Genomic DNA, 25,393 nt, shown 5'->3' on the forward strand with positions numbered 1-25,393 from the left:
AGAGGATGGCATTCGCCATCCTCTTTATTTTCCCTTCTCTGTTAAAGGCAAGATAAACACTTCCACACGCCTATTCTTTGCCTTTCCTTCTTGTGTATCGTTTGGAGCAATTGAACGGTATTCTCCGTAACCAATCGCACTAAATTTTTCTGGTTGTAATTCTTTATTTTGGAGTAATACTTGCATAAAATTAACTGCACGCTGCGTACTTAATTCCCAGTTCGATGCAAACTGCGCATTGGCAATAGGGACATTATCCGTATGACCAGATACTGTAATCTCACGAGGTGACGCTGAAACAAGTAAGCTAGACATCTCTTTTGCAATCCCTAGTGATTCTAACTTCACATCTGCTTTCCCCGAATCAAACAGCACATTCTCTAATATTGTCACCATTAATCCCTTTTCAGTTAATTTAGTTTGAAAAGAAGAGGATAATTGTTTCTCATTAATATATTGATCAATCTTTTTTTGTAATGCTTTCAATTCATCCATTTCTTTTTTTTCTTTTTCTCTAGCTTCTTCTTGTTTTTTTGCTTGTTCTGCCTCAAGGCTACTTGCTGATAATTCCTTTTCATCATTTGGCTTCTGATCACTTAAAAACTCTTTATTTCCTGTTCCACCTGCTAATTCGCTTCGAAATGCTACTGCCATCTGTTTGAACTTCGCAGCATCTATACTACTCATCGCAAATAAAACGATGAACAATGCAAATAACAACGTTAACATATCAGAATAAGGGATTAACCAAGTTTCATCGATATGTTCTTCGTGTTTTTTCTTTTTGCCTCTTCTATTTTTTTTACTCCGCATTTTTTTCTGCTCCTTTTTCTAGCTTTTTACGCTCAGTTGCAGAAAGTGCACCTAAAATGCGGTTCTTCATAATAAACGGATATGTACCCTCTTGTAACATTAATAAACAATCAATAATTAAACGTTTTTTCTCTAATTCAGCTGCAGATTTTTGCTTTAGTTTATTTGCAAATGGATGCCATAATACATAGCCTGAAAAAATACCAAAAATCGTTGCAATAAAAGCACCCGAAATAGCGTGACCTAACTTTTCAATATCAGTTAAATTGCCAAGTGCAGCTACAAGACCAATAACAGCACCTAAAACCCCTAATGTCGGTGCATATGTACCAGCTTGAGAAAAAATTGCCGCTCCTTTTGCATGCCTTTCTTCAATTGCTTCTAATTCAGCTTCTAAAATCTGTTCTAGATCTTCTGCGGATACGCCATCAATCACAAATTTCATACCACGCAAAAGAAATTCATCTTGAATTTTGTCTAATTGTTGCTCTAAAGACAAAATACCATATTTTCTACTTTCTGATGTCCAATGAACAAATAATTCTAGCAACTGTTCATAACTTAAATCCTTTTTATTTGAACCAAAAAGAACTTTAAATAATTTTGGAACCCTTTTTAGTTGATTCATCGGAAATGCTATACATACTGCAGCAAATGTACCGATAAAAATAATTAATGCTGCGGCAGGATTCAATAAGGCATTTATGTCAGCGCCCTTGACGACCATCCCTACTACTACCGCTACAAATCCTAAAATAAGTCCAATAATTGTTGCAAAATCCATTCCCATTCACTCCTAGTCTATACAAGAAGTTCTTTATTCTCGATAATCGCTACATCTTCTTATGTATATATATTACATAAAAAATTCATTTCATGAAAGATAAGAAATGAATTAAATGAAAAAATACTACAATTTCACACATTTTCTGACATTTTCTTTGCATTTCTATTACGTTACGACTCTTATATTTCTTTTTCAGTAAACTAGACTTATAATAAAAAACGATACATATTTTATTAAGAAAGGACTGTGATTACAAGGTATCATGAAAAAGATAATCATTATTTCTGCCACTACTATTGTAATCGGTATCACTTCTTTCGCTTACTTTAGTTCTAAATCACCACTACAAAATGAGGCGAAAGCTGTCGAAAGTCAACAGCATAGTAATCACCAAAAAGAAGAGATTCCTGCTTTTCCAAAAGCTGATCATACTGCAAAGAAGCTAGAAAATGATTTTTCCGTTGTAACAAATCCAGAGTCTAATCTTGTCTTAGTTAATAAACATCGAAAACTACCAGACGGATACATACCTGAAGACTTAACAAGACCAAACGTACCATTTACTAGTCCAAAAGATAAAGAAAAAACATTGCTGCGTAAAGATGCTGCAGATGCGCTTGAAAATATGTTTGAAGCGGCAAAGAAAGAAGGACTTGAACTTACAGCTGTATCTGGTTATCGTTCATACAAACGCCAAAAATCATTACATGATACATACGTTAGACGTCAAGGAAAAGCTGAAGCTGATTCAGTAAGTGCCATTCCTGGTACGAGTGAACATCAAACTGGTTTAGCAATGGATATTAGTTCAAAATCTGCTAAATTCCAATTAGAACCTATTTTTGGAGAGACAGCCGAAGGAAAATGGGTTGCAAAACATGCCCATGAATTTGGCTTTGTAATTCGTTATTTAGAAGATAAAACAGAAACAACAGAATATTCATATGAACCGTGGCATTTGCGCTACGTTGGTAATCCATACGCTACATACATATATAAACATCATTTAACATTAGAAGAAGCAATGAAAGACAAAAAATAAGAGAGCAAATTGCTCTCTTATTTTTCTTTCACTCTATCATTGTAGTAATTTTTTCTTCCATTCTTCAGGCCACGGTTCGCCTTTTCCCGTTTTTTTCGATGCTTGAACCATCATTCCACGGCCGACTAAACAAGCTTCTCCTTCTGCATTCTTCACCATGTAATGCAAATCTAAAGAAGAATTCCCAACCGATCCCGCTTTTACATACACCTTCAACTGTTCATCAAAATATATTTGCTTAATAAAATTACATTGTAAATCTGCAACAACGATCATCGTTTCTGAAGATTCATGCGTCCATTCTTGCATAAATCCAAGTTCTTTAAACAATGCGATACGTGCTTCTTCAAAATAGGTAAAGGCAACGACATTATTTACATGCCCAAACATATCTACTTCACCAAAACGAACTTTTACAGGATTGTAAAATGAAAAACCACTTTCCCATCGCTCAAAGTCTTCAATATAAGAAATCCTCTTCATTGTTTCCTCTCCTTTTCGCCCTCAAAATAAACAGAATAAACAGAAAAATAAAGTTATAAATATTGCCTCTTCAACATGAAGAGGCAATATTTATTAATAGTTATTGTCGCTACCAAAGAAATCTTTAAACGATTGAATTGTTGTATCACGGTTTAATGCCGCAATTGAAGTTGTTAATGGAATACCCTTTGGACATGATTGCACACAGTTTTGAGAGTTACCACAGTTTGCAAGTCCTCCATCTCCCATAATTGCACGTAAGCGATCTGCTTTATGCATTTCACCCGTCGGATGTGAGTTGAATAAACGAGCTTGTGATAACGGTGCTGGTCCAATAAAGTCAGATTTACTATTTACGTTTGGACATGATTCTAAGCAAACACCACATGTCATACATTTTGAAAGCTCATAAGCCCATTGACGTTTCTTCTCAGGCATTCTTGGTCCTGGTCCTAAGTCATACGTACCATCAATTGGAATCCAAGCTTTAACGCGTTTTAGAGCGTTAAACATGCGACTACGGTCAACTTGTAAGTCACGTACAACTGGGAATGTCTTCATCGGTTTTAAGCGAATTGGTTGTTCTAACTGATCAATAAGAGCTGTACATGATTGACGTGGTTTTCCGTTAATCACCATCGAACATGCGCCACATACTTCCTCTAAACAGTTCATATCCCATGCAATCGGAGTCGTTTGGTTTCCTTTTGAATCAACAGGATTACGACGAATTTCCATCAGTGCCGAAATAATGTTCATATTTGGACGATATGGAATTTCAAACTCTTGGTCAAACGCTTGAGCGTCTGGTCCATCTTGTCTCGTAATGATGAGGCGGATTGTTTTCTCAGACATGTTGCTTATCCCCCTTCTCTTCACCCTTAGCAGCTACATCATGTTTTGAGGAATAGTCACGTTTACGTGGTTTAATTAATGAAACATCCACTTCTTCGTAATGGAATGCTGGTGCATTTCCTTCTCCTTCAAATTTCGCCATCGTAGTTTTTAAGAAGTTTGCATCATCACGATTTGGGAATTCAGGTTTGTAATGCGCCCCGCGGCTCTCATTACGGTTATATGCGCCAATTGTAATAACACGTGCTAACTCAAACATATTTGCAAGTTGGCGTGTAAATGAAGCACCTTGGTTACTCCATCTCGCTGTATCGTTAATGTTAATGCGTTTGTAACGCGCCATTAACTCTTCAATTTTCGCATCAGTTTCTAGTAGCTTTTTATTTTCACGAACTACTGTAACGTTATCTGTCATCCATTCTCCAAGCTCTTTATGAAGAACATATGCATTTTCGTTACCATCAAGCGTTAAAATATTGTTAAATTTCTCTGTTTCGATTAATTCATTTTGCTCATATACAGTAGATGAAACAGCATCAGACGATTTAGAAAGACCTTTCATATACTCAATCGCGTTCGGTCCTGCTACCATACCACCGTAAATTGCTGATAATAGTGAGTTCGCACCTAGACGGTTACCACCGTGCATAGAATAATCACACTCACCTGCTGCAAATAAACCTGGAATACTTGTCATCTGCTTATAATCAACCCATAGTCCGCCCATTGAATAGTGAACTGCTGGGAAGATTTTCATTGGTAGTTTACGAGGATCATCACCTGTAAACTTCTCATAGATTTCAATAATTCCACCAAGTTTAATATCTAGTTCTTTCGGATCTTTATGAGAAAGATCTAAGTACACCATGTTTTCACCGTTAATACCTAGTTTTTGCTCTACGCAAACGTCAAAGATTTCACGCGTTGCAATATCACGAGGTACAAGGTTTCCGTAAGCCGGATATTTTTCTTCTAGGAAGTACCATGGTTTACCATCTTTATATGTCCAAACACGGCCACCTTCACCACGTGCCGATTCACTCATAAGACGTAATTTATCGTCTCCAGGAATTGCCGTTGGATGAATTTGAATGAACTCGCCGTTTGCATAATATGCGCCTTGTTGATATACAGCAGAAGCTGCTGTACCTGTATTAATAATAGAGTTAGTTGATTTCCCAAAGATGATACCAGGGCCCCCTGTTGCCATAATCACAGCATCAGCTTGGAAACTTTTAATCTCCATTGTTTGTAAGTCTTGTGCAACGATTCCTCGGCACACACCTTCGTCATCAACAACAGCTCGTAAGAAATCCCAACCTTCATATTTCGTTACAAGTCCTGCTACTTCGTGACGACGTACTTGCTCATCTAATGCGTATAGTAATTGCTGTCCAGTTGTTGCACCAGCAAATGCTGTACGGTGATGTTGTGTTCCACCAAAACGACGGAAATCAAGAAGTCCTTCTTCCGTACGGTTGAACATAACACCCATACGGTCCATTAAATGAATGATACCAGGTGCTGCTTCACACATTGCTTTAACTGGCGGTTGGTTCGCTAAGAAGTCCCCACCATAAATTGTATCGTCAAAGTGGATCCATGGAGAATCCCCTTCACCTTTCGTATTTACGGCACCGTTAATTCCACCTTGGGCACATACAGAATGTGAACGTTTTACTGGTACTAAAGAAAATAGTTCAACATTTACTCCTGCTTCCGCCGCTTTAATCGTTGCCATTAAGCCGGCCAAGCCACCGCCGACTACTATAAGTTTCCCTTTCATGCTCTCCCACTCCTTACTGGTTTGCTAGCTGTGGATCGATGAACGCTAATAATGCACTCACACCTACATAAGATAGACCTAAGAAAATAGCTAATGTTACATAAGTAGAGATTCTTTGTGAACGTGGAGATACTGTAATTCCCCAGCTTATGCAGAATGTCCATAGTCCATTTGCAAAGTGGAAAATTGTTGAAACAACACCAACTAAGTAGAATGCAAACATAGCTGGATTGTTTAAAATATCTGCCATCATATCATAGTTTACCTCTTTACCTAGCATTGCTTGAATACGAGTTTCCCAGACGTGCCAAGAAATGAAAATCAGTGTAACGATACCTGAAATTCTTTGGAAGACGAACATCCAGTTACGGAAATAACCGTAAGAAACCGCATTGTTCTTAGCTGTAAATGCAATATATAAGCCATATATTGCATGGTACAGTATCGGTAAAAAGATGATGAAAATCTCTAGCGCATACCGGAATGGAAGGAGCTCCATAAAGCCTGCAGCTTTGTTAAAAGCCTCTGCTCCTCTTGTTGCAAAGTTGTTTACAATTAGATGTTGCGTCAAAAAGACACCAACCGGGATGACCCCCATTAATGAGTGCCACTTACGAAACGTATACTCGCGGCCTTTCATGTCCCCATTACCCCCTTGAATGTTTGACTGCTGTTTTCAGATTAATTTACAACAATAATGTTTTTTCACTATTGGCATAAGAAAAACTGAAAAAATTATTCGAAATATTTCAGCATAATTTGATAACAAGTTCATTTTACCCCTATTTTTGTCGAAGCGTCAAGAAAACGTATACATAATTTGCATATAATTTGCCAATTCTTTTTCCCTTCTTATATATTCAGATTTTCCCAAAGAAAAATCTGTTTTTATAAATGAGAAATGTTATATAATAATCCCTATAGAAAGAGGGGAATATTGTGAGTAAAAATACAATCGATACAACATCTTTAGAAGATGTTTCATTGAACGCCTTCGCTTATGAATTGCTACGTGAAGAATTACTACCTGATTTAATCGGTAACGATTTAGATGGTATTTTATACTGGTCTGGTAGAAACCTTGCAAGAAAATATCCACTAGAAACAATTGAAGAAGTCATTCAGTTCTTTGAAAAAGCTGGCTGGGGCACTTTAAGCATTATTGAACATAAGCGTCGTGAAATGCAGTTCCAACTTAAAGGCACACTCATCGCTGAACGTCAAAAACAAAACAGACATTCTTCTTATCAATTAGAAGCTGGATTCATCGCTGAACAAATTCAAAAGCAACGAAACGTAGTTGCAGAGTCCTATGAAGAAAAGAAAAAACGTTCAGACTCTATTACATTTCTTGTGAAATGGGATATAAAAGATCTCATTGAAGTGTAGCATTACCTACAGTCAACTAGACATATAAGTTTAGTTGACTTTTTTTTATTTTCATTCAGTTGGGTTTATTTTAAATCTTCAGAAATTATACCAAAAAATAGAAGACGTTGTAAACTACAACGTCTTCTTATCCGCTAAATAAGTATAAATCGTCTCTGCGACATTTTTCGGCATACCCGCTTCGACAAATTCCGTTACAGAAGCTTCTTTCATCTTTTTTAGCGACCCAAAATGTTTCAACAATATCTTTTTTCGTTTATCTCCAATTCCAGGAATATCATCCAGTGCTGATTGAATGACAGATTTCCCGTGTAATTGACGATGGAATGTAATCGCAAATCGATGCACTTCATCTTGAATGCGCTGCAATAAATAAAATTCTTGGCTATTTCGCTCAAGCATCACAGGTTCAGGTGGATCTCCAATAATTAAATGGGAAGTTTTATGTTTGTCATCTTTTACAAGCCCTGCCATCGGAATATATAAACCGAGTTCGTTTTCTAGAACATCACTTACAGCTGCCAGATGCCCTTTTCCACCATCAATAATGATTAAATCTGGTAAAGGCAAACTCTCTTTCAGCGCCCTTGTATAACGGCGTCTCACAACTTCTCTCATAGACTCATAATCATCTGGTCCTTGAACCGTTTTAATTTTATATTTCCTATATTCTTTTTTAGCTGGTTTCCCATCGATAAAAGCAATCATTGCAGAAACAGGATTTGTCCCTTGAATATTTGAGTTATCAAACGCCTCAATACGATAAGGTGTTTCAATCCCGAGCTGCTTCCCTAAATGATCTACCGCCTTAATCGTTCGCTCTTCATCACGTTCAATTAAGTAGAATTTCTCTTCAAGAGCAATCTTCGCATTTTTATTTGCTAATTCTACAAGATCTTTTTTCTTACCACGTTTCGGCTGTGTCGCTTCAACTTCTAAAAAGCGCTCTACTAACTCTGAGTCTATACTTCCTGGAACGACAATTTCCTTCGGCTTAAAATGACTGCTGTTCTCATAAAATTGACCGATAAACGTTAAAAATCCCTCTTCTGGTTCATCGTAGATTGGAAACATAGAAACATCACGTTCAATTAGCTTTCCTTTTCGAACGAAGAAAACTTGAACACACATCCATCCTTTATCAACTGCATACCCAAACATATCACGATCCACTAAGTCACTCATAATCATCTTTTGTTTTTCCATAATCGCATCGATATGAGCAATTTGATCCCGCAACTCTTTTGCACGTTCAAATTCTAGTTTCTCTGAAGCTTCATACATCTTTGTTTCTAATTCTGAACGAACTTCTTTATGCCCACCATTTAGAAACTTAATAATTTCATCTACAATTTCTTTGTTTTGTTCTTCCGTCACTTCTTTCACACAAGGCGCTAAACATTGACCCATATGATAATATAAACAAACTTTATCTGGCATATTTGAGCACTTACGAAGCGGATACATACGATCTAGCAGCTTTTTCGTTTCATGAGCTGATTGTGCATTCGGATAAGGACCAAAATACTTTCCCTTATCCTTTTTTACATTTCGCGTAATAAGTAATCGCGGCTGTTTCTCAGCTGTAATTTTAATAAAAGGATATGTTTTATCATCTTTTAATTGAATATTATATTTTGGATCATGTTTTTTTATTAAGTTTAACTCTAAAATGAGAGCCTCTAGATTTGAGGAGGTTACAATATATTCAAAATCTACAATTTCTCCTACAAGCCGCAGTGTTTTTCCATCATGCGAACCAGTAAAGTACGAGCGCACACGATTTTTAAGCACTTTTGCCTTTCCGACATATATAACCGTTCCTTGCTTATCTTTCATTAAATAACAACCAGGTTGATCTGGTAAAATAGCCAATTTTTCTTTTAAATGTTCGTGCACTCGTTACCCTCCATTTCTACATGCTTAGCATCTTTATTTTCACATGAAAACATACTATGCCAAAACACCCAACATACGTTCTTTTATTGTAACGGAAAGGTGTAAAAAAGGAAAATAAAAAAGGCTACCAAATGGTAGCCCTTTATTTTAGAAGTGTTTAGAAACTAATTCTACTAACGCTTCTTTCGGTTTGTAACCTAACGCTTGATCAACTACTTTACCGTCTTTTAATACGAAAAGAGCTGGAATGCTCATTACTTCGAATTGACGAGCAGTTTCTTGGTTTTCATCCACGTCTACTTTTACTACTTTTACTTTTTCGCCTAATTCTGCATCAATTTCCTCTAATACAGGAGCGATCATTTTACAAGGTCCACACCAAGGTGCCCAGAAATCTAATAATACAACACCTTCGCTAGTTTCAGCTGCGAAGCTTTGGTCATTTGCATTTACAATTGCCATTTTATTTCCTCCTTCAAGTATATTCTACCAAGAGTATATCATTAACTTATATACGTGGCGAATAATATGTATCGTTATGTATTGTAACAAAAAAGTGTTCCTTTATACTATATAAAAATACGGATTAAATACTAAAAAGATGAGAGACAGGGGATCTCTCACCTTTTCTATATAGGGGTACTTCACTTGGAACTCAAGGGTACTCAAATCATGAATGTACTTTTAACTTTTTAAACTCTTCTGTTAAAAGAGGTAAGACTTCAAATAGATCGCCAACAATACCATAGTCAGCTACTTTGAAGATACTTGCTTCTGGGTCTTTATTAATCGCAACGATTATTTTTGAGTTAGACATACCAGCTAAATGCTGAATCGCACCAGAAATACCGCATGCAATGTATAGGTCTGGCGTAACAACTTTACCAGTTTGACCAATTTGTAATGAGTAATCGCAATACTCAGCGTCACAAGCACCACGAGATGCTCCAACAGCGCCGCCTAATACGTCAGCTAACTCTTTTAATGGCTTGAATCCTTCTTCACTCTTCACACCGCGTCCACCAGCGATAATAACTTTCGCTTCAGAAAGGTCAACACCTTCTGCCGTCTTACGGACGACATCTTGAATAATTGTACGTAAATCTTTCACATCTACTGTAATAGAAGACACGTCACCACTGCGAGACTCATCTTTTTCAAGCGTCGCAATGTTATTTGGACGCACTGTCGCAAATAAGATACCGTCTGTTACAATCTTCTTCTCAAACGCTTTACCAGAGTAAATTGGACGAGTAAAGATAACATTTCCACCTTCAACATCTAAAGCAGTTACGTCAGAAACTAGACCAGCTTCAAGCTTCGCTGCTAATTTTGGTGATAAATCTTTACCCAGTGCTGTATGTCCAAATACAATACCTTCTGGCTTTTCTTCAGCATATACAGCTGAAAATGCTTGTGCATAACCATCAGATGTATATGATTTTAATTTATCATTTTCAACTGTCACAACGCGATCTGCACCGTAATGAATCAATTCATTTGCAAAAGAGGCAACGCTGTCTCCAACTAGAAGACCTACTACTTCACCGCCTTCTGCAATTGTTTTTGCTGCTGCTACCGCTTCAAACGAAACGTTACGTAGCGATCCATCACGAACTTCACCCATTACTAATACTTTACGAGCCATAGATTTTCCCTCCTGCATATATAATTTCGTATTTTATTAGATTACTTTCGCTTCTGTATGGAGCAACGATACAAGTTCTTTTACTTGATCTTGCAGCTCGCCTTGTAACACTTTTCCTGCATCTTTCTTAGGAGGCAAATAGATTTCAATTGTTTTTGTCTTTGCTTCCACATCATCTTCTTCTAAATCTAAATCATCTAATTCTACTTCTTCTAGTGGCTTTTTCTTCGCTTTCATAATACCTGGAAGCGATGGATAACGAGGTTCATTTAAACCTTGTTGTGCTGTTACTAAAACTGGTAATGAAGTTTCAATCACTTCCGTATCACCTTCAACATCACGCTCAATCTTCACGTTTGTACCGTCAATTTCAAGTTTTGTAATTGTCGTTACGTACGGAATATTTAACGCTTCTGCTACGCGTGGACCAACTTGTCCAGATGCACCATCAATTGCAACGTTCCCCCCTAAAATTAAATCTACATCTTTATCTTTTAAATATTCAGCAAGTACTTTTGCTGTCGTGAACTGGTCACCATTTTCCACATCATCTTCAATATTAATTAATACAGCTTTATCGCAGCCCATCGCTAATGCCGTACGAAGTTCTTTCTCACTATCTTCGCCACCGACTGTTACAACAGTAACTTCGCCACCTTGTGCGTCTCTTACTTGAATTGCTTCTTCAATCGCATATTCGTCGTAAGGGTTGATGATGAATTCCGCTTCGCCATCGTAAATTGCACCGTTTTTAATTACGATTTTTTCTTCTGTATCAAATGTTCGTTTCATGAGTACGTAGATGTTCATTCCATTTACCCCCTTGTTTTTCAGAAAGATTCTATCAATTTTAATTTTCTGTTAATTTATATTAAAAAAATAATTGAACTACCTGCCACTAAATGAAGGCTTACGTTTTTCTAAAAACGCTGCTACACCTTCTCTTCCATCTTCACCCGTAAATACTTCACCAAAGATTTGAGCTTCGCGTTGTACACCTTCATAATAATGAGACGATTTCGTCGTTTGCAATAACTCTAGTACAGCACGAGTCGTCGCTGGGCTTTTTCCAGCAATCTGTTTTGCAACTTTAAGCGTATCATCTAAAAATGTTTCTTCAGCAAAAACTCCGTTAACAAGTCCCCATTTTAATGCTTCTGCACCAGTAATCGGTGTACTTGTTAACATCATTTCACAAGCTTTCGCTTTCCCAACATAACGTGGTAATCGCTGTGTACCTGCAAATCCAGGAATTAATCCAAGTGTTAATTCAGGTAAACCAAGTTTTGCACTTTCAGTTACAAAGCGCATGTGGCAAGACATAGCAAACTCAAGGCCGCCGCCAAGTGCCGCTCCATGAATTGCCGCGATAACTGGTTTTGAACATTTTTCAACACGCTCAAACGTAACTTGTCCAAGCTGCGCTAATTCTGTCGCTTGCTTCGCTTCAGTAACAGATGTAAATTCTTTAATATCTGCTCCCGCCGAGAAGAAGCGCCCTTCACCGTGAATAACAACAACACGAATGTTATCATCCTTCTCCACTTGATCAATTAATTCAGTAACGTCATGCATAACTTGTGAAGACATCGCGTTTGCCGGCGCATGATTTAACGTCGCCACCGCGATATGATCTTCAACTCTTACAGATAGGAATTTCAACATGATCCCTCCCATTATTGACGATAACCACAAGCTGCAATAAGTAGCCCATGTACCGTTTTTGAAAGTGCGACCAGATCATACTTATGATCGCTCATTACCCAATTGGTCACAACTTCATCTACTGTTCCAAAGATCATTTGTCTTGCCACGCGAACATTTAAATCCGCTTGGAATTCACCTTGCTTTATACCTGTCTCTAAAATCTCATCCATAACTTGTAAGTAGCCTTTTAATACTTCATTTATTTTCAGGCGTAAGTCTTGATTGGACTGTCTTAGCTCTAATTGCGTAACGATAGCAAGAGGATCATTTTGTGATAACAGCAAGAAGTGCGTTTCTACCAACATGAATAACTTCGATACAGCGCTTTCAATTCCTGCTGTTTTTTGACGAATTGTTTCGACAAAATCTCCCATCTTCTCTTGGAATAAGGATATTAATATATCTTCTTTATTTTTAAAATATAAATAAATCGTGCCATCAGCTACCCCAGCTTGCTTTGCTATTTTAGAAACTTGCGCTTGGTGGTACCCATTCTCCGCAATCACAATGACTGCCGCATCAATAATTTGATTGTATTTCGGTCTATTTTTCTTCACTTTACTGTCCCCTTCAAGAAGATGACTGAATGAATAGCCATTCATATTCTTATAATACTGACTATTTAGAAAAGTGTCAATCCTATTTTTTCAAAAAGAAAGGGCCTTAGCCCGTTTGCTCATCCTCATTTTTTCTTTTCTCTTCATCTATTAGGACACGGCGTAAAATTTTTCCGACTGTCGTTTTCGGCAGTTCATCTCTAAACTCATATACTTTCGGCACTTTATAAGCCGCTAAATATTTACGCGCAAACTGGTTTAATTCTTCCTCAGAACACTCCGCACCTTCTTTTAACACAACAAATGCTTTAACTGTCTCTCCCCGGTACGGATCGGGAACTCCAATCGTCACTACTTCTTGCACTTTTTCATGCTCATATAATACTTCTTCTACTTCGCGAGGATACACATTAAATCCACTCGCAACAATCATATCTTTCTTACGGTCTTTCACATAGAAAAATCCATCTTCATCCATGTAACCAACATCCCCTGTATGAAGCCACCCGTCTTGTAATACAGCTGCTGTTTCTTCTGGCTTATTCCAATACCCTTTCATAATTTGAGGACCCTTTACAACAATTTCACCAATTTCACCCGGAGGTAAAGCCTCTCCAGTTTCAAGTGACATAATGTTTGCCTCTGTATCTGGCCACGGCACACCAATACTTCCTGGCACGCGTTTTTCCCACAAAAAATTTCCATGTGTAACTGGCGACGACTCCGTTAATCCATAACCTTCTACCAATTTCCCACCTGTAACTCTCTCAAACTCTTCCTGTACTTCTACAGGAAGCGGGGCAGATCCACTAATACAAGCTTGAATAGAAGAAATATCATATTCTTTTAAGAGGGGACTATTTAATAGAGCAATATAAATGGTCGGTGCCCCTGGAAATAGTGTGACTTTATGTTTTTTTATCGCTTCAAAAACCATTTTCATATCAAACTTCGGAATCAGCACCATTTTATATCCTTGCATAATACTTAAATTCATTACAGCTGTCATCCCATACACATGAAAGAACGGAAGGACACCAAGAATTACTTCTTCCCCTTCTTTACAATTATATAGCCAATGAGCTCCCATTAAAGTGTTCGAAACAAGGTTTTTATGCGTCAACATAACGCCTTTCGGAAATCCAGTTGTTCCTCCTGTGTACTGTAAAAGGGCTAGATCATTTTCAGGATCACAAGGAACTTCAACATTAACATTACTTTCTCTTTCTACTGATTCCCATAGATGAATCGTTTCGCTTTCCGACACATTCACAACAAGATTTGCCTGCTTTTTTTGTACAAATGGATAAAGTAAATTTTTAGGGAAGGGTAAAAAGTCCGCAATCCGAGTTACGATAATATGTTCAATTTTTGTAGCAGATTGAATATTCGTTACTCTTGGAAACACTAAATCGAGACAAAGAATTACTTTTGCTCCCGAGTCATGAAGCTGGTATTCTAATTCTCTTTCTGTATATAGTGGATTTGTTTGTACTACGATACCTCCCGCAAGTAATGTACCATAATAACCAATTACAGATTGCGGACAGTTCGGCAACATAATAGCAACTCGATCCCCCTTTTCCACACCGAGCTTTTGAAGATAATTTGCAAACCTCTTCACCTTATCGTGGAAGTCTGAAAATGTAATATCCTTCCCCAAAAAGTGAAGCGCTTTCTTTTCTGGATAACGAGAAGCCACCTGTTCCACATATCTATGAAGCGGCTGAATATCATAAGAAATCATACTTGGAATTTCTTCTGGATAACTTTTCAACCATGGTTTTTCCATCTTCATTCCCCCTTCAAATACATAAAAATAAATGAATGTTCATTCATGATGGTTGGTTTCATTATATTATAGTCGCCATAACGTTACAATCATAATATTCTGACTTTTATATAACTATGCTTCACTCCATTAACTTCTTATTATATGTACAAACTCTCCTAATCTATAAAAAAATAAGAGAGTTATTGTTTAGCTTAATCTTATTATCGTTAACACAGCTCCTGGTGTAGTTGTTGATAATGTTGCAACAGCTAACAAACCAAATAGTTGCAAACTAATAGCATCTCCTGCTACAAGAGTTGTAATGATTGTTGCACTAAATGATGTAGTTGCTACCGCAGGAGAATTAATTGTCCCAGCAAGTGGTGCTCCATTAATTGTAATCCGTGAACTGACTAATAATGAAGCCGTTATATTAATCGTGTATGAAATATAATAATTCCCAGCATTTGCAACCGTAAATACTGTATTCCCCCCAGAAACAGTAATACCTGGACCGATGTTTTGATTATTTGGAAGCGGGACATTCGTTCCACCAAGAAGTACCGATATAGCTGTTCCTGACGTATTATTTGCAAATGCATACGTCGCCGTGATACTTGTACCTGTTATTCCCGTTGCTCCTGTTGAACCCGTTACTCCCGTTGGACCTGTTGGACCTGTTGCCCCTGTTATTCCTGTTGCTCCCGTCGGACCCGTTGCTCCTGTTATTCCTGTTGCTCCCGTTATTCCTGTTGCTCCCGTCGGACCCGTTGTTCCTGTTATTCCTGTCGCTCCTGTTGGACCTGTTGCTCCCGTTATTCCCGTTGCTCCTGTTGGACCTGTTGCCCCTGTTATTCCTGTTGCTCCCGTCGCTCCTGTTGGACCCGTTGTTCCTGTTATTCCCGTCGCTCCTGTTGGACCTGTTGCTCCTGTTACTCCCGTCGCTCCTGTTGGACCTGTTACTCCTGTTACTCCTGTTATTCCTTTTGCTCCCGTCGGACCCGTTGTTCCTGTTATTCCCGTCGCTCCTGTTGGACCTGTTGCCCCTGTTATTCCTGTTGCTCCCGTCGCTCCTGTTGGACCTGTTACTCCTGTTATTCCCGTTGCTCCTGTTATTCCTGTTGCTCCCGTCGGACCCGTTGTTCCTGTTATTCCCGTTGCTCCCGTTGGACCTGTTGCCCCTGTTACTCCCGTCGCTCCTGTTGGACCTGTTGCTCCCGTTACTCCCGTTGGACCTGTTGCTCCTGTTATTCCTGTCGCTCCTGTTGAACCTGTTGAACCTGTTACTCCCGTCGGACCTGTTGGGCCCAGCTTAGGAACTGTCCCATCACAACTAAAACAGCAAGAATCAACATGTACACCATTTTGATTATTACACTCACAATACCCATTGATATTATTGCGCCATGAAGACATGTTGACCACTTCCTTCACATTCAATCTTTTAAGTACAATCGCCGAGTTAAAAAACATCTATTTAAATAACAAAGAAATACTTTACCTAGTCGGGATAAACACAGATTTATTCCATACATTCTAGTAATTATTACATGCGATTCGCTCTCTTTTTGCTTGTACTTTCGCCTTCTTGCTCAAACGAAATTCTTTTTCTTCATTCTGCATATACATATAAACTTCAATCCAATTAGTGTATTCATCAGTGGACTACTTGCAGTTGAAATTTCCCTTTTTTTCATGGAAATTAGGATTTAGCTCAACAGCCCTTGCTTTAATAGAAATCGGTATTTCAGCTCTCGGCTCAACAATTATTCAACTCTTTATCGTTACGCAAATTTGAATGTTGCTGTACTTGGAGCACCTTATTTCTTATGGTTGGTGAGAAAAAGTTGGAAGAAAGTTAAAAAGGAGCTTCTTGGAAGTCTCCTTTTTTATTCATTCTTATAAGGTCAAAAGGAAACTATCTTTTTTTCACGAATGTAACCTATGAACTAACTAGGAGGGATAAATATGTACCAAACTATTGAAGGCTTCTTGCAATCATGGACATACGAGGCTGAGTCTACTCAAAAGATGCTCGATACATTAACAGATGAGTCTTTATCACAAGAAATTGCACCTGGGCACTGGACATTAGGCAGAGTTGCTTGGCATATCGTGACTGCAATTCCAGTTATGCTATCTGGCACAGGGCTTAAGTTTGAAGGAGAATCGAAGGATTATCCTGTACCAACTTCTGCAACAACAATTGCTGATCAATACCGTAAAGTGAATGTAGCTTTTGTTGAAGCTCTTCAAGGCGAATGGACTGATAAAGACTTAGCTACTATTAATGACTTCTTTGGTCGTCCTATGCCGAATTCTATATTTTTAATGACACTCATTAATCATCAAAATCACCATCGCGGACAAATGACTGTTTTAATGCGCCAAGCTGGTTTAACCGTCCCTGGCGTATATGGTCCTGCAAAAGAAGAATGGGCCGCGGCTGGAATGGAAGCTCCTAAAATGTAACCACAAAAAAAGACAAGGTGTTTACACATCTTGTCTTTTTCTGTAACTTGTTTCATGTGAAACTATTTTTTGCTAAATGGTTGTTTTATGGAAAAAATACGTTAAAATGAATACATATTATGAGGAGGGGCAACCAAATTGAATACAAAAAATAAAAAAATAGCTATGGGAACTATTTTACTAACTTCTATTATCGGAGTTATCAGTGTGTCTCTTTATTGCACAAGTTATGGTACCCCTTGGGGAAAACAAACAGCAGTTACGGAATCAAAAGAATATATTACAAAATACTTTAATCTAGATGCGGAAGTCAAAAATACTTCTTACGATGCTAAAATGAATAGCTATGCAATCTCCTTTGAAACAAGTAAAGACGGAGAGTTTACTATTGAATATAAAAGTCCTAATAACTTTAATATTTCTCCAGGAGTACAAGCGTATTTAAGCAAACACTCCAAGTTTACAGAGTAGTAACGAAGCATGCATATACAAAAAAGAGTTGGTGTAACGCCAACTCTTTTTTCTTATTCTTGTCATACAGTTACATCTTCCTTCTCTATATTTTTAATTCCGTAACATGCAATCACAACTCCAATTGCTGCCAATGCTAGTTGAAGAGGAAGAAAAGTTGCTACAGAAAACGTAGTGCTATTCATTGCAATTGCTACAACGATAAGAGATGAAACAATTGTAGTTGGCACTGAACGTTTACGCATTCCGAAATATAGTGGGATTAAACTTATTCCTGCAGTTGCAACGGCTAAAGGAACAAGGTTTATCCCTTCTCGCATCAATTGATCTACTGTGAATGAATTAGGAAGAATTGAAAAATAGCTATCTAGCCCAAAGAACACTCCTACTACTAAAATATTAGATAAAATAACTGTTATAAATGTTAATGTTGCTGTAATAACCAACTTACTAACCATCATTTTCTTTCGGTTAATTGGATAAGAAAACATAAGTAGTATTGTTTTGTTTTTATATTCACTAATTATTAACCTTGCGATTAACACACTACCAAAAATAATAAATGTTGCTCTTACTAATGTACTAGCCATTAACAAAACCATCTGTGGATCTCTTATTTCTGGATCTCCTTCTATTTGAGAAACGATGCTCGTAAAGATCAGTAATGCCAGTATAGCGATATTTGCAATAATTGCTCCCCTCACATACCATCCAATCTTAAATTTCTTCAGTTCTAGCTTCATAAGACGTAGCATAATAGTCCTCCTTTCATTTACATTTTAATCGATATAAATTACCCCTGTTTTACTTAAAATCTCCACTTTGTTTTTTGCATCACCAATCGTTCCTACTTTTATTTTTTCTGTATTTTTATCTTTCTTAAGTCCTTTTAAATCCACTATTACGTCAGCCGAATTACTTTTAGCCATAAGCTTCAATGATGCCGGGACACCTTTATACCGTACGCCAATATCCCCTGATTTTGTTTCTACCAATAACGATTTTCCTTCTTTCATATCTTTCAGTAATACTTCACCGGATGTTGAAGTAATGTTCATATTTTCGTTTTTTATATTTTTCACATAATTATCGCCAGTAGTAGAAGTTATATTTACTTCTTGTAATGAACTATCTTTTAACATTAAATCTCCGCTTTCGGATGTAAATTCACCCTTCTCTGCCGATAGTCCTGTAATCATTCCATCTCCAGACTTGCCTTTTGTCACGATACTTTTTACTACTATATCCCTTATTTTCACATCACCCGATTTATTATTTAATACAATTTTATCTATTCCTTTCTTCGGAACAGCTATCGATATACTATTTTTCTTCCTAAACGTAAAACCATTAAAGAATCTGGTCGCCTTTTGTTTTTGCTTAACTATAACTTTATTCCCTTCATGTTCTATTTCGACAGGGTCTATCTCTTTATCCACTTGTTTACCTTGAGCCGAAATTACTATTTTGTTAGCTTCTGTACCTTTAAATTCAATATCCCAGTCTTCATTTTTCACTTCTATTTCTTTTATATGATTTATCTCAAAAGACTTTTCTTTCTTAAAATCTTTCCCCTGAAATACCTTAAAGCCAAAAACCGCACTAGCAATTGTCAAAAATAATATTGCAATTACTATTATTTTTTTCACCATTCATACCCCAGTTCGTTTTTGTTTTAGGCTTGCTTCACGCCACATCGATCTTGTCGATTTTACGAAACGATAGATAACTAATAAAAATCCCTAATAAACAGAGCACTATTGGGATAGCTATAAAATCAAACATACTTACTTGATTGCTTTCAGCCCCAACGTTACCACTAATCAACATACCAATTATTACTGCCGAAGTAATCGTTGTCGGTGTTGATTTCTTTCTCATCCCAAAAAATAAGGGAATTAAACTTATACCAGATATCATAAATGCACTTATAATAGTAGCTGGAACGATAGCTATTATTTCACCTATCGTGGCTGGCGTTTCAATCAGTCCCATCATTGGACTCACAAAATATACGAGCAAACTAATAATAAAAGTAGCGATAATCGTGCTCACAAAACAAAAACAAAAAACAATTGTTAATTTCGCTCTCATTAACATTTTCCTTTGCAGTGGGTACATAAATGATAGTTGGATCGTTTTGTTCTTATACTCATCAATTACTAAACGTGATAAAATGACCGAACTAAAAATAATGAATGTTATTCTAATAAAAATATTTACTAAAGCCATGTTCTGTGTAAAGTCAGAGAAGAGCATGTCTTCCTCAGCTTTCATTCCCCATGCCATAAGGCTTACTGCAACGAAAATTGCTATAATACAAATTGCTACACTTTTAAAGTAACTAGATAATTGATGTTTCTTCCATTCGAGCTTCATTAATTTAAACATATAAACCACGCCTCCATTCTTTATATAACTGTCTCTACACTGGTAACATTCTAATTCCAGCCGTAACTACGCTTAACATTCCTATCATTAGTAGAATCAACAACCATTTCCTCTCTGGTTTCCTATAATATAAAATCCCACTTATGAACAGTACGATCAATCCGCTTACTAGATTCACTAACAATCCGTTAAGCATGAATACCCTCTCCATCCATTACATTTAAGAAATATTCTTCTAAGGAACTATGTTTCTTATTAATACTTTCAATTTCTACATCGTTCATAATAAGTGCTTTTGAAATGGCTTGCTGTGTCGCCGCCAATTCATACACACGAATCATATTTCCACTCATTATTTTGTAATTTTTTATACCGAGTTTATCTTCTAAAATATAAGCTGCACGCTTCACATCAAGAACAGTAATTTCAATGTACTCTGTTTGTTTTCCGTTAATACTCTTCATTGAAACTTCTTTTATTAGTTTTCCATTTTGAATTACACCAATTGTATCCGCCATTTGTTCCATCTCGCCTAAAATATGACTAGAGACTAATAACGTAATACCATATTCTTTGCAGAGCATTTTAAATAAGTCTCGTAATTCTTTAATACCAATTGGATCTAAGCCGTTAATAGGTTCATCTAAAATGAGTAATTCTGGCTTTGTCATGATTGCCCTTGCAATACCAAGTCGTTGCTTCATACCTAATGAAAAATCTTTTACTTTTTTATCATCTATACCGTGCAATTTCACTAAATTTAAAGCATGATCAATTGCGTTCTTGTCGTAATACCCCATATATTCACAATGTAATTCTAAGTTTTCCTTCGCCGTTAATTTATCATAAAAGATTGGATATTCGATAATTGTCCCCATGCGCTTTAACAATTCATAAGATGTATCCGTTAACTTCTCACCAAAAATTTCAATATCACCGCTCGTCGGTTTTATTAAATTTGTAATCATCTTCATAATCGTTGTTTTACCTGCACCATTCGGTCCTAAGAAACCATAAATCTCTCCTTTTTTCACATGCATGTTGACGCTAGAAATAACTTCTTTCCCTTTAAACACTTTCGTTAACTGATTCGTTTTTAATATATATGTCATGTCGTTTTCTCCTTTCGCACTACTTTATATTTCTATAATAGACAATGGAAATCTCTTTTTTCTTACCCGTTCCTTACAAATTCCTTACGCTGAAAAAAGCTTGTAGAATCTACTTCTCTACAAGCTAAAACAGCATCTTTTTTAATACAACTGTAAAAATCGTTTTTTTATATGGCTTACTAGAAAGGTGAATTTTTCCATCCATCGCTTCCACAAGCCGTTTCGTAATCGTTAACCCTAAACCGCTCCCTTGGTACAATCTATTTCTTGAATCTTCAAGTGTGTACATACGCTCAAACACTTTATCAATATGAGATTCATCAATTCCTTTCCCTGTATCCCATACATCTATATACACACTCGTTTCATCATCTCTTAACGTCACACCAAGTGTCTTTCCATCGTCTCCATATGTAATTGCATTTGATATTAAATTATTCAATACTCTACCTAATACTTCTACATTTCCAAGTGCATATATATTTCTTTCTGGTATATCAATATGAACTTGAAACCCTTTCGTCGTCACTAAATCATAAAAAGATAAAATCTTCTCCCGACAAACTTCATTCATATTTACTTTTGTCATCTCGATTGCCTTGTCACCAGATTCTAATTTTGCTAAATCAAAAAACTTATGAATTAGTTCCATTACTTCTAGTGTTTTCACATGCACCTTTTCAAGTAATATTTGCTGTTCTTCTTTACTCATCGCTTTATCCTTATTTAACATTTCTGTATATCCAAGAATAACTGTTAGTGGCGTCTTTAAATCATGTGAAATATTTGAAAGCATTTTTCTCATCGAAATTTCTACTTTTGCATGATCTGCATTCGTTTTCTGTTTTGCAGCTAATAATTGATTAATTGCCACTAATAATTTTTGTAATTGTAGATCATCTGTCATAACGAGTAACTTCTCGCCTGTTTGTTCATTTACAATGCTTTCTAGCTTTTCATATGTGTATCGTAAATTTTTGCTACTGTTTTTTCTCATTTTATACTGTATGTAAATGACACATAACAATGTAAAAATAATACCTATTAACAAATTGACCATATTACATCACTTCCAACTTATAGCCGATGCCCCATAACGTTTTAATATACTCTGGATTAGATGGATCACTTTCAATTTTCTCGCGCAATCTTCTCATATGAACATTTATAACATTATCATCACCGTAATACTCTTCGTTCCAAACTAACGTATATATTTGCGCTTTCGTAAATACACGATTTTGATTCTTTACGAATAGCTTTAAAATCTCAAATTCTTTTAAAGTAAGTTTGAGCGACTTTCCGTTTTTTTCAACCGTAAAATTAATTGGGTCAATTGTCAAATCACCAATTTGAATCATCTTTTCTGTTGTTTCTGTAGCCGAATATTTCGTAGACCTCCGAATACCCGCTTTTACACGTGCAGCCAATTCAATCATAGAAAACGGCTTACAAATGTAATCATCTGCTCCAAGTCCTAATCCAACAGCTTTATCAACATCTGTATCTTTTGCCGACATCATTAAAATCGGAACGGCACTTTTTTCCCGAATGATTCGCACAACCTCTAAGCCATCTAGCTTTGGCATCATAATGTCGAGGATAACTAAATCAAAGGATGATTTAAAAAATGCTTGCACCCCTTCTTCTCCGTCAGACGCGATTGTAACTTGAAAACCTTCCTTTATTAAATACTTTTCCACCATCTCTTGAATTGAAATATCATCTTCAACTAATAAAATATGATGTGACATATGTCTATCCCCTTTTTTACAAACATTAACATTTCAATTGTATCGTAACGAATGAATACTGGAAAGAATTATATGAATTTTCAAACCAACTTCCCTTCCTTCCTTAACAATGATATGATAAAATTCACTACTATTGTTCATAATTAACTTTATATAAAGGAGACTTATCATGTCAGAAAACAAAAAAGTAAGCTTAGCTGATTTAATGCGTGAACAACTTGCAAAGAAAAAGCAAGGAAATGGAAATGGTGCAAATAATACAAATCAAAGCCAAGCAACGAAAAAATTACAAAACCAACAAACGAAGAAAACAAACAACCAACGTAGACGTACAGGTGTATAAATGAACGGACAAAAACGTTCTAATATCGCACCCGGTCTTGAAGTTGATATTGTATTAAAACAAGATCAACGCACCGGTAAATTAACACGTGGAATTGTAAAAGATATTTTAACAAACTCCCCTTCTCATCCACATGGCATTAAAGTACGATTGCAGGACGGGCAAGTCGGTAGAGTACAAAATATCGTTCAATAAGAAAAGGAGCTCAAGTAAACTCGAGCTCCTTTTTCTTTATTACCCTTTAATTTTCTCAATGAAAACTACTTTTAAATAGTCTCCTTCTTTGAATTGATCAATGGTACGAAAATCTTCTGGTAAAGAATGTTCTTCTAATATTTTATATTTGCCATTCATTTCTTTAAATGCCGTATCGATAAATCCTTTAAACTTTTTCATATCAAATGCGCTACAGTTTGTAGAAGCAACGATAATCCCGTTATTTTCTGTAATCGCAATTGTTTCTTTTAGTAAGTTTTTATAATCTTTCGCTGCACTAAATGTATATTTTTTTGAGCGTGCAAAACTTGGAGGATCAAGTACGACCATATCAAATTTCATCTTTTTCTTAGCTGCATATTTGAAGTAAAGAAATACATCTTCTACAATAATATCTTGCGCTTCATAATCAGCTTCATTTACACTAAACTGCTCAATCGTTTTACTTAAACTACGATTTGCAAGGTCGACACTCGTCGTTTTACTCGCTCCGCCAAGCGCTGCAAATACAGAGAAAGCACCTGTATAAGAGAACATATTTAATACTGTTCTCCCCTTTGCATATTTATCACGAATTTGTTTTCGAACGTTACGCTGATCTAAAAATACACCAACCATCGCTCCGTCATTTAAATAAACAGCAAAGTTCACACCGTTCTCTTTTACGATAAGCGGGAACTCACCGCGTACTCCTGCTACGAAATCATCGCCTTCAATGTATTTCCCTTTCGTATCAAAACGCTTTTTCTCATAAATACCTTTAAAGTTTGCTACTTTTTGAAGAGCTGCTATAATCTCATCTCTGAAAGTATAAATCCCTTCACTATACCAACTTACTACATAATAGCCGTCATAATAATCAATAATTAAGCCTCCAAGACCATCACCTTCACCATTTAGGGCACGGAATGCTGTCGTATCACTTGATTTGTAAAATTGCTTTCGTTTATGTAAGGCAGATTTTATTTTACTTTCAAAGAAAGATTGATTAATTTGTTCACTCTCTTTTCTCGTTAAAATCCAGCCGTATCCTTTATTTTGTTTTCCATAATAACCTTTTCCGACAAAATGGTTCTTCTCATCTACTACTTTAATGATTGTTCCTTCTTCCTGAACATCATTTAAATTTTGAATCGCATCTTTTAAAATAAGCGGATATCCACTTTTAATTTCTTTTATAAATTTCGGTTTTATTTTTACAGTTACTTCTGATCGCATATAATAACTTCCTTTCCATTTGCATGCTTTCTCTATAGGAAGCATTTAAAAAACGAGCCTGAAAAAACAGCCTCGTTTCACTATACCATATTATTGCTTTGCTAGTACAACTCGCTCATTCTCTCACTTAACCGCCACATATTTACTACATTTTGAAATGGAAATCTTACTGTCCAAAATAATCAAAAAACTTATTTATTTCACATTTACCATTGACATTGATAATGATTTTCATTATCATTTAATGTATATGAGTTCTCGAAAATAAAGGCTACATTTATAGGAGGAATAAAACATGATTATTGTTACAAATACAGCTAAAATTACAAAGGGAAATGGACATAAATTAATTGAGCGTTTTAATAAAGTAGGTCAAGTCGAAACGATGCCAGGCTTTTTAGGATTAGAAGTTCTTTTAACGCAAAATACAGTTGATTATGATGAAGTAACAATTAGCACACGCTGGAATGCAAAAGAAGATTTCCAAGGTTGGACGAAGAGCTCAGCATTTAAAGATGCTCATTCACATCAAGGTGGGATGCCAGAATATATTCTTGATAATAAAATCACTTACTACAATGTTGAAGTTGTACGTATGCCAATGGCTGCAGCACAGTAAACATATTTCTTTTTTAAAGTATAGAATATGAGAAGCGTTACCACTTCTCATATTCTA

Annotated in this window: 28 protein-coding genes; 7 read left to right on the forward strand and 21 right to left on the reverse strand. The window is 36.4% G+C overall.

Annotation, left to right across the window (positions count from 1 at the left end; translation table 11 throughout):
• Positions 1–24 precede the first annotated feature (24 nt).
• Both motB and motA read right to left on the reverse strand, forming a co-directional pair.
• Positions 25–813 carry a flagellar motor protein MotB gene (motB, locus tag ACU8YW_RS22445; protein WP_001256743.1) on the reverse strand — a complete coding sequence of 263 codons (789 nt, stop codon included), beginning with the start codon at positions 811–813 and terminating at the stop codon, positions 25–27.
• The gene (motA, locus tag ACU8YW_RS22450) at positions 803–1,597 is read right to left on the reverse strand and encodes a flagellar motor stator protein MotA (protein WP_060488187.1); all 795 of its coding nucleotides are present in this window, start codon (positions 1,595–1,597) and stop codon (positions 803–805) included. The genes motB and motA overlap by 11 nt, the downstream gene beginning before the upstream one ends.
• A 265-nt stretch (positions 1,598–1,862) precedes the next feature.
• Here motA and ACU8YW_RS22455 point away from each other — a divergent pair, with 265 nt between their 5' ends.
• Positions 1,863–2,642 carry a M15 family metallopeptidase gene (locus ACU8YW_RS22455; protein WP_048541274.1) on the forward strand — a complete coding sequence of 260 codons (780 nt, stop codon included), beginning with the start codon at positions 1,863–1,865 and terminating at the stop codon, positions 2,640–2,642.
• A 36-nt stretch (positions 2,643–2,678) separates the two neighbouring features.
• Here ACU8YW_RS22455 and ACU8YW_RS22460 read toward each other — a convergent pair whose 3' ends face one another.
• From ACU8YW_RS22460 to sdhC, 4 genes are all read right to left on the reverse strand, one after another.
• Entirely contained in the window at positions 2,679–3,125 is a 447-nt protein-coding gene (locus ACU8YW_RS22460; protein ID WP_000822749.1) for an acyl-CoA thioesterase, read from the reverse strand.
• Between the two features lie 93 nt (positions 3,126–3,218).
• Positions 3,219–3,980: a succinate dehydrogenase iron-sulfur subunit gene (gene sdhB, locus ACU8YW_RS22465; RefSeq protein ID WP_001291827.1), complete on the reverse strand. Its 762-nt coding sequence runs from the start codon at positions 3,978–3,980 to the stop codon at positions 3,219–3,221.
• Entirely contained in the window at positions 3,973–5,766 is a 1,794-nt protein-coding gene (gene sdhA, locus ACU8YW_RS22470) for a succinate dehydrogenase flavoprotein subunit (RefSeq protein WP_000676749.1), read from the reverse strand. The genes sdhB and sdhA overlap by 8 nt, the downstream gene beginning before the upstream one ends.
• A gap of 13 nt (positions 5,767–5,779) precedes the next feature.
• Positions 5,780–6,406, reverse strand: coding sequence for a succinate dehydrogenase cytochrome B558 (gene sdhC, locus ACU8YW_RS22475; RefSeq protein ID WP_000678354.1), 627 nt, complete (start codon positions 6,404–6,406; stop codon positions 5,780–5,782).
• A 299-nt stretch (positions 6,407–6,705) separates the two neighbouring features.
• Between sdhC and ACU8YW_RS22480 the strand changes: the two genes are divergently transcribed.
• The gene (locus tag ACU8YW_RS22480) at positions 6,706–7,155 is read left to right on the forward strand and encodes a YslB family protein (protein WP_000042225.1); all 450 of its coding nucleotides are present in this window, start codon (positions 6,706–6,708) and stop codon (positions 7,153–7,155) included.
• 114 nt (positions 7,156–7,269) lie between these two features.
• On the opposite strand, the gene uvrC is transcribed toward ACU8YW_RS22480, so the two are convergent.
• The 8 genes from uvrC to ACU8YW_RS22520 form a co-directional block, all read right to left on the reverse strand.
• Positions 7,270–9,054, reverse strand: coding sequence for an excinuclease ABC subunit C (gene uvrC / locus ACU8YW_RS22485; protein ID WP_426934081.1), 1,785 nt, complete (start codon positions 9,052–9,054; stop codon positions 7,270–7,272).
• 147 nt (positions 9,055–9,201) lie between these two features.
• Positions 9,202–9,516, reverse strand: coding sequence for a thioredoxin (gene trxA, locus ACU8YW_RS22490; protein ID WP_001018943.1), 315 nt, complete (start codon positions 9,514–9,516; stop codon positions 9,202–9,204).
• 208 nt (positions 9,517–9,724) lie between these two features.
• Positions 9,725–10,702 carry an electron transfer flavoprotein subunit alpha gene (gene etfA / locus ACU8YW_RS22495; protein ID WP_000101967.1) on the reverse strand — a complete coding sequence of 326 codons (978 nt, stop codon included), beginning with the start codon at positions 10,700–10,702 and terminating at the stop codon, positions 9,725–9,727.
• A gap of 36 nt (positions 10,703–10,738) precedes the next feature.
• Complete coding sequence (etfB, locus tag ACU8YW_RS22500; protein ID WP_001029035.1) at positions 10,739–11,512, reverse strand: electron transfer flavoprotein subunit beta; 774 nt, start codon at positions 11,510–11,512, stop codon at positions 10,739–10,741.
• A 78-nt stretch (positions 11,513–11,590) separates the two neighbouring features.
• Positions 11,591–12,367 (reverse strand): enoyl-CoA hydratase, encoded by a 777-nt coding sequence (locus ACU8YW_RS22505; RefSeq protein WP_426934082.1) that lies wholly within the window; start codon positions 12,365–12,367, stop codon positions 11,591–11,593.
• An 11-nt stretch (positions 12,368–12,378) separates the two neighbouring features.
• Complete coding sequence (gene fadR / locus ACU8YW_RS22510) at positions 12,379–12,966, reverse strand: fatty acid metabolism transcriptional regulator FadR (protein WP_000742213.1); 588 nt, start codon at positions 12,964–12,966, stop codon at positions 12,379–12,381.
• A gap of 106 nt (positions 12,967–13,072) precedes the next feature.
• Positions 13,073–14,758 (reverse strand): long-chain-fatty-acid--CoA ligase, encoded by a 1,686-nt coding sequence (locus ACU8YW_RS22515; RefSeq protein ID WP_446894001.1) that lies wholly within the window; start codon positions 14,756–14,758, stop codon positions 13,073–13,075.
• Positions 14,759–14,947: 189 nt separating this feature from the next.
• Positions 14,948–16,156, reverse strand: a complete 1,209-nt coding sequence (locus tag ACU8YW_RS22520) for a BclA C-terminal domain-containing protein (RefSeq protein ID WP_426934083.1) — start codon at positions 16,154–16,156, stop codon at positions 14,948–14,950.
• 552 nt (positions 16,157–16,708) lie between these two features.
• On the opposite strand from ACU8YW_RS22520, the gene ACU8YW_RS22525 reads away from it, so the two are divergent.
• A complete protein-coding gene (locus ACU8YW_RS22525) occupies positions 16,709–17,212 on the forward strand; it encodes a DinB family protein (RefSeq protein ID WP_149213775.1) in 504 nt (167 codons plus the stop codon).
• A gap of 138 nt (positions 17,213–17,350) precedes the next feature.
• Positions 17,351–17,683: a YfjL-like protein gene (locus ACU8YW_RS22530; RefSeq protein ID WP_087985349.1), complete on the forward strand. Its 333-nt coding sequence runs from the start codon at positions 17,351–17,353 to the stop codon at positions 17,681–17,683.
• A 62-nt stretch (positions 17,684–17,745) separates the two neighbouring features.
• Here ACU8YW_RS22530 and ACU8YW_RS22535 read toward each other — a convergent pair whose 3' ends face one another.
• From ACU8YW_RS22535 to ACU8YW_RS22560, 6 genes are all read right to left on the reverse strand, one after another.
• Positions 17,746–18,438, reverse strand: a complete 693-nt coding sequence (locus ACU8YW_RS22535; RefSeq protein ID WP_149213773.1) for an ABC transporter permease — start codon at positions 18,436–18,438, stop codon at positions 17,746–17,748.
• A gap of 24 nt (positions 18,439–18,462) precedes the next feature.
• Complete coding sequence (locus tag ACU8YW_RS22540) at positions 18,463–19,335, reverse strand: DUF4097 family beta strand repeat-containing protein (protein WP_426934084.1); 873 nt, start codon at positions 19,333–19,335, stop codon at positions 18,463–18,465.
• A gap of 34 nt (positions 19,336–19,369) precedes the next feature.
• The gene (locus ACU8YW_RS22545) at positions 19,370–20,074 is read right to left on the reverse strand and encodes an ABC transporter permease (RefSeq protein WP_149213771.1); all 705 of its coding nucleotides are present in this window, start codon (positions 20,072–20,074) and stop codon (positions 19,370–19,372) included.
• Between the two features lie 188 nt (positions 20,075–20,262).
• The gene (locus ACU8YW_RS22550; protein WP_088064530.1) at positions 20,263–21,186 is read right to left on the reverse strand and encodes an ABC transporter ATP-binding protein; all 924 of its coding nucleotides are present in this window, start codon (positions 21,184–21,186) and stop codon (positions 20,263–20,265) included.
• A gap of 124 nt (positions 21,187–21,310) precedes the next feature.
• On the reverse strand, positions 21,311–22,246 hold the full coding sequence (locus ACU8YW_RS22555; protein ID WP_088064531.1) for a HAMP domain-containing histidine kinase: 936 nt from the start codon (positions 22,244–22,246) through the stop codon (positions 21,311–21,313).
• 1 nt (position 22,247) lies between these two features.
• Positions 22,248–22,940, reverse strand: a complete 693-nt coding sequence (locus ACU8YW_RS22560) for a response regulator transcription factor (protein ID WP_087985356.1) — start codon at positions 22,938–22,940, stop codon at positions 22,248–22,250.
• 169 nt (positions 22,941–23,109) lie between these two features.
• Between ACU8YW_RS22560 and ACU8YW_RS22565 the strand changes: the two genes are divergently transcribed.
• Positions 23,110–23,283, forward strand: coding sequence for a hypothetical protein (locus tag ACU8YW_RS22565; protein ID WP_048544295.1), 174 nt, complete (start codon positions 23,110–23,112; stop codon positions 23,281–23,283).
• Positions 23,284–23,478 carry a YwbE family protein gene (locus tag ACU8YW_RS22570; protein ID WP_001014310.1) on the forward strand — a complete coding sequence of 65 codons (195 nt, stop codon included), beginning with the start codon at positions 23,284–23,286 and terminating at the stop codon, positions 23,476–23,478.
• 39 nt (positions 23,479–23,517) lie between these two features.
• On the opposite strand, the gene ACU8YW_RS22575 is transcribed toward ACU8YW_RS22570, so the two are convergent.
• Positions 23,518–24,717 carry a class I SAM-dependent rRNA methyltransferase gene (locus ACU8YW_RS22575; protein ID WP_446894002.1) on the reverse strand — a complete coding sequence of 400 codons (1,200 nt, stop codon included), beginning with the start codon at positions 24,715–24,717 and terminating at the stop codon, positions 23,518–23,520.
• Positions 24,718–25,012: 295 nt separating this feature from the next.
• Here ACU8YW_RS22575 and isdG point away from each other — a divergent pair, with 295 nt between their 5' ends.
• Positions 25,013–25,336: a heme oxygenase gene (isdG, locus tag ACU8YW_RS22580; RefSeq protein ID WP_000587825.1), complete on the forward strand. Its 324-nt coding sequence runs from the start codon at positions 25,013–25,015 to the stop codon at positions 25,334–25,336.
• The last annotated feature ends 57 nt before the right edge of the window (positions 25,337–25,393 follow it).

The sequence above is a fragment of the Bacillus pretiosus genome (genome assembly GCF_052947655.1).

Excerpts from the sequence above, each read along its gene's own strand:
- sdhB (WP_001291827.1), bottom strand. The coding sequence starts at position 3,980 with ATGTCTGAGAAAACAATCCGCCTCATCATTACGAGACAAGATGGACCA.
- motB (WP_001256743.1), bottom strand. The coding sequence starts at position 813 with ATGCGGAGTAAAAAAAATAGAAGAGGCAAAAAGAAAAAACACGAAGAA.
- ACU8YW_RS22565 (WP_048544295.1), top strand. The coding sequence starts at position 23,110 with ATGTCAGAAAACAAAAAAGTAAGCTTAGCTGATTTAATGCGTGAACAA.
- isdG (WP_000587825.1), top strand. The coding sequence starts at position 25,013 with ATGATTATTGTTACAAATACAGCTAAAATTACAAAGGGAAATGGACAT.
- ACU8YW_RS22460 (WP_000822749.1), bottom strand. The coding sequence starts at position 3,125 with ATGAAGAGGATTTCTTATATTGAAGACTTTGAGCGATGGGAAAGTGGT.
- ACU8YW_RS22535 (WP_149213773.1), bottom strand. The coding sequence starts at position 18,438 with ATGCTACGTCTTATGAAGCTAGAACTGAAGAAATTTAAGATTGGATGG.
- etfA (WP_000101967.1), bottom strand. The coding sequence starts at position 10,702 with ATGGCTCGTAAAGTATTAGTAATGGGTGAAGTTCGTGATGGATCGCTA.
- trxA (WP_001018943.1), bottom strand. The coding sequence starts at position 9,516 with ATGGCAATTGTAAATGCAAATGACCAAAGCTTCGCAGCTGAAACTAGC.
- ACU8YW_RS22515 (WP_446894001.1), bottom strand. The coding sequence starts at position 14,758 with ATGGAAAAACCATGGTTGAAAAGTTATCCAGAAGAAATTCCAAGTATG.
- ACU8YW_RS22555 (WP_088064531.1), bottom strand. The coding sequence starts at position 22,246 with ATGGTCAATTTGTTAATAGGTATTATTTTTACATTGTTATGTGTCATT.
- ACU8YW_RS22560 (WP_087985356.1), bottom strand. The coding sequence starts at position 22,940 with ATGTCACATCATATTTTATTAGTTGAAGATGATATTTCAATTCAAGAG.
- ACU8YW_RS22575 (WP_446894002.1), bottom strand. The coding sequence starts at position 24,717 with ATGCGATCAGAAGTAACTGTAAAAATAAAACCGAAATTTATAAAAGAA.
- sdhA (WP_000676749.1), bottom strand. The coding sequence starts at position 5,766 with ATGAAAGGGAAACTTATAGTAGTCGGCGGTGGCTTGGCCGGCTTAATG.
- ACU8YW_RS22520 (WP_426934083.1), bottom strand. The coding sequence starts at position 16,156 with ATGTCTTCATGGCGCAATAATATCAATGGGTATTGTGAGTGTAATAAT.
- sdhC (WP_000678354.1), bottom strand. The coding sequence starts at position 6,406 with ATGAAAGGCCGCGAGTATACGTTTCGTAAGTGGCACTCATTAATGGGG.
- ACU8YW_RS22570 (WP_001014310.1), top strand. The coding sequence starts at position 23,284 with ATGAACGGACAAAAACGTTCTAATATCGCACCCGGTCTTGAAGTTGAT.
- ACU8YW_RS22505 (WP_426934082.1), bottom strand. The coding sequence starts at position 12,367 with ATGTTGAAATTCCTATCTGTAAGAGTTGAAGATCATATCGCGGTGGCG.
- ACU8YW_RS22550 (WP_088064530.1), bottom strand. The coding sequence starts at position 21,186 with ATGACATATATATTAAAAACGAATCAGTTAACGAAAGTGTTTAAAGGG.
- etfB (WP_001029035.1), bottom strand. The coding sequence starts at position 11,512 with ATGAACATCTACGTACTCATGAAACGAACATTTGATACAGAAGAAAAA.
- ACU8YW_RS22455 (WP_048541274.1), top strand. The coding sequence starts at position 1,863 with ATGAAAAAGATAATCATTATTTCTGCCACTACTATTGTAATCGGTATC.
- ACU8YW_RS22540 (WP_426934084.1), bottom strand. The coding sequence starts at position 19,335 with ATGGTGAAAAAAATAATAGTAATTGCAATATTATTTTTGACAATTGCT.
- ACU8YW_RS22525 (WP_149213775.1), top strand. The coding sequence starts at position 16,709 with ATGTACCAAACTATTGAAGGCTTCTTGCAATCATGGACATACGAGGCT.
- ACU8YW_RS22545 (WP_149213771.1), bottom strand. The coding sequence starts at position 20,074 with ATGTTTAAATTAATGAAGCTCGAATGGAAGAAACATCAATTATCTAGT.
- motA (WP_060488187.1), bottom strand. The coding sequence starts at position 1,597 with ATGGATTTTGCAACAATTATTGGACTTATTTTAGGATTTGTAGCGGTA.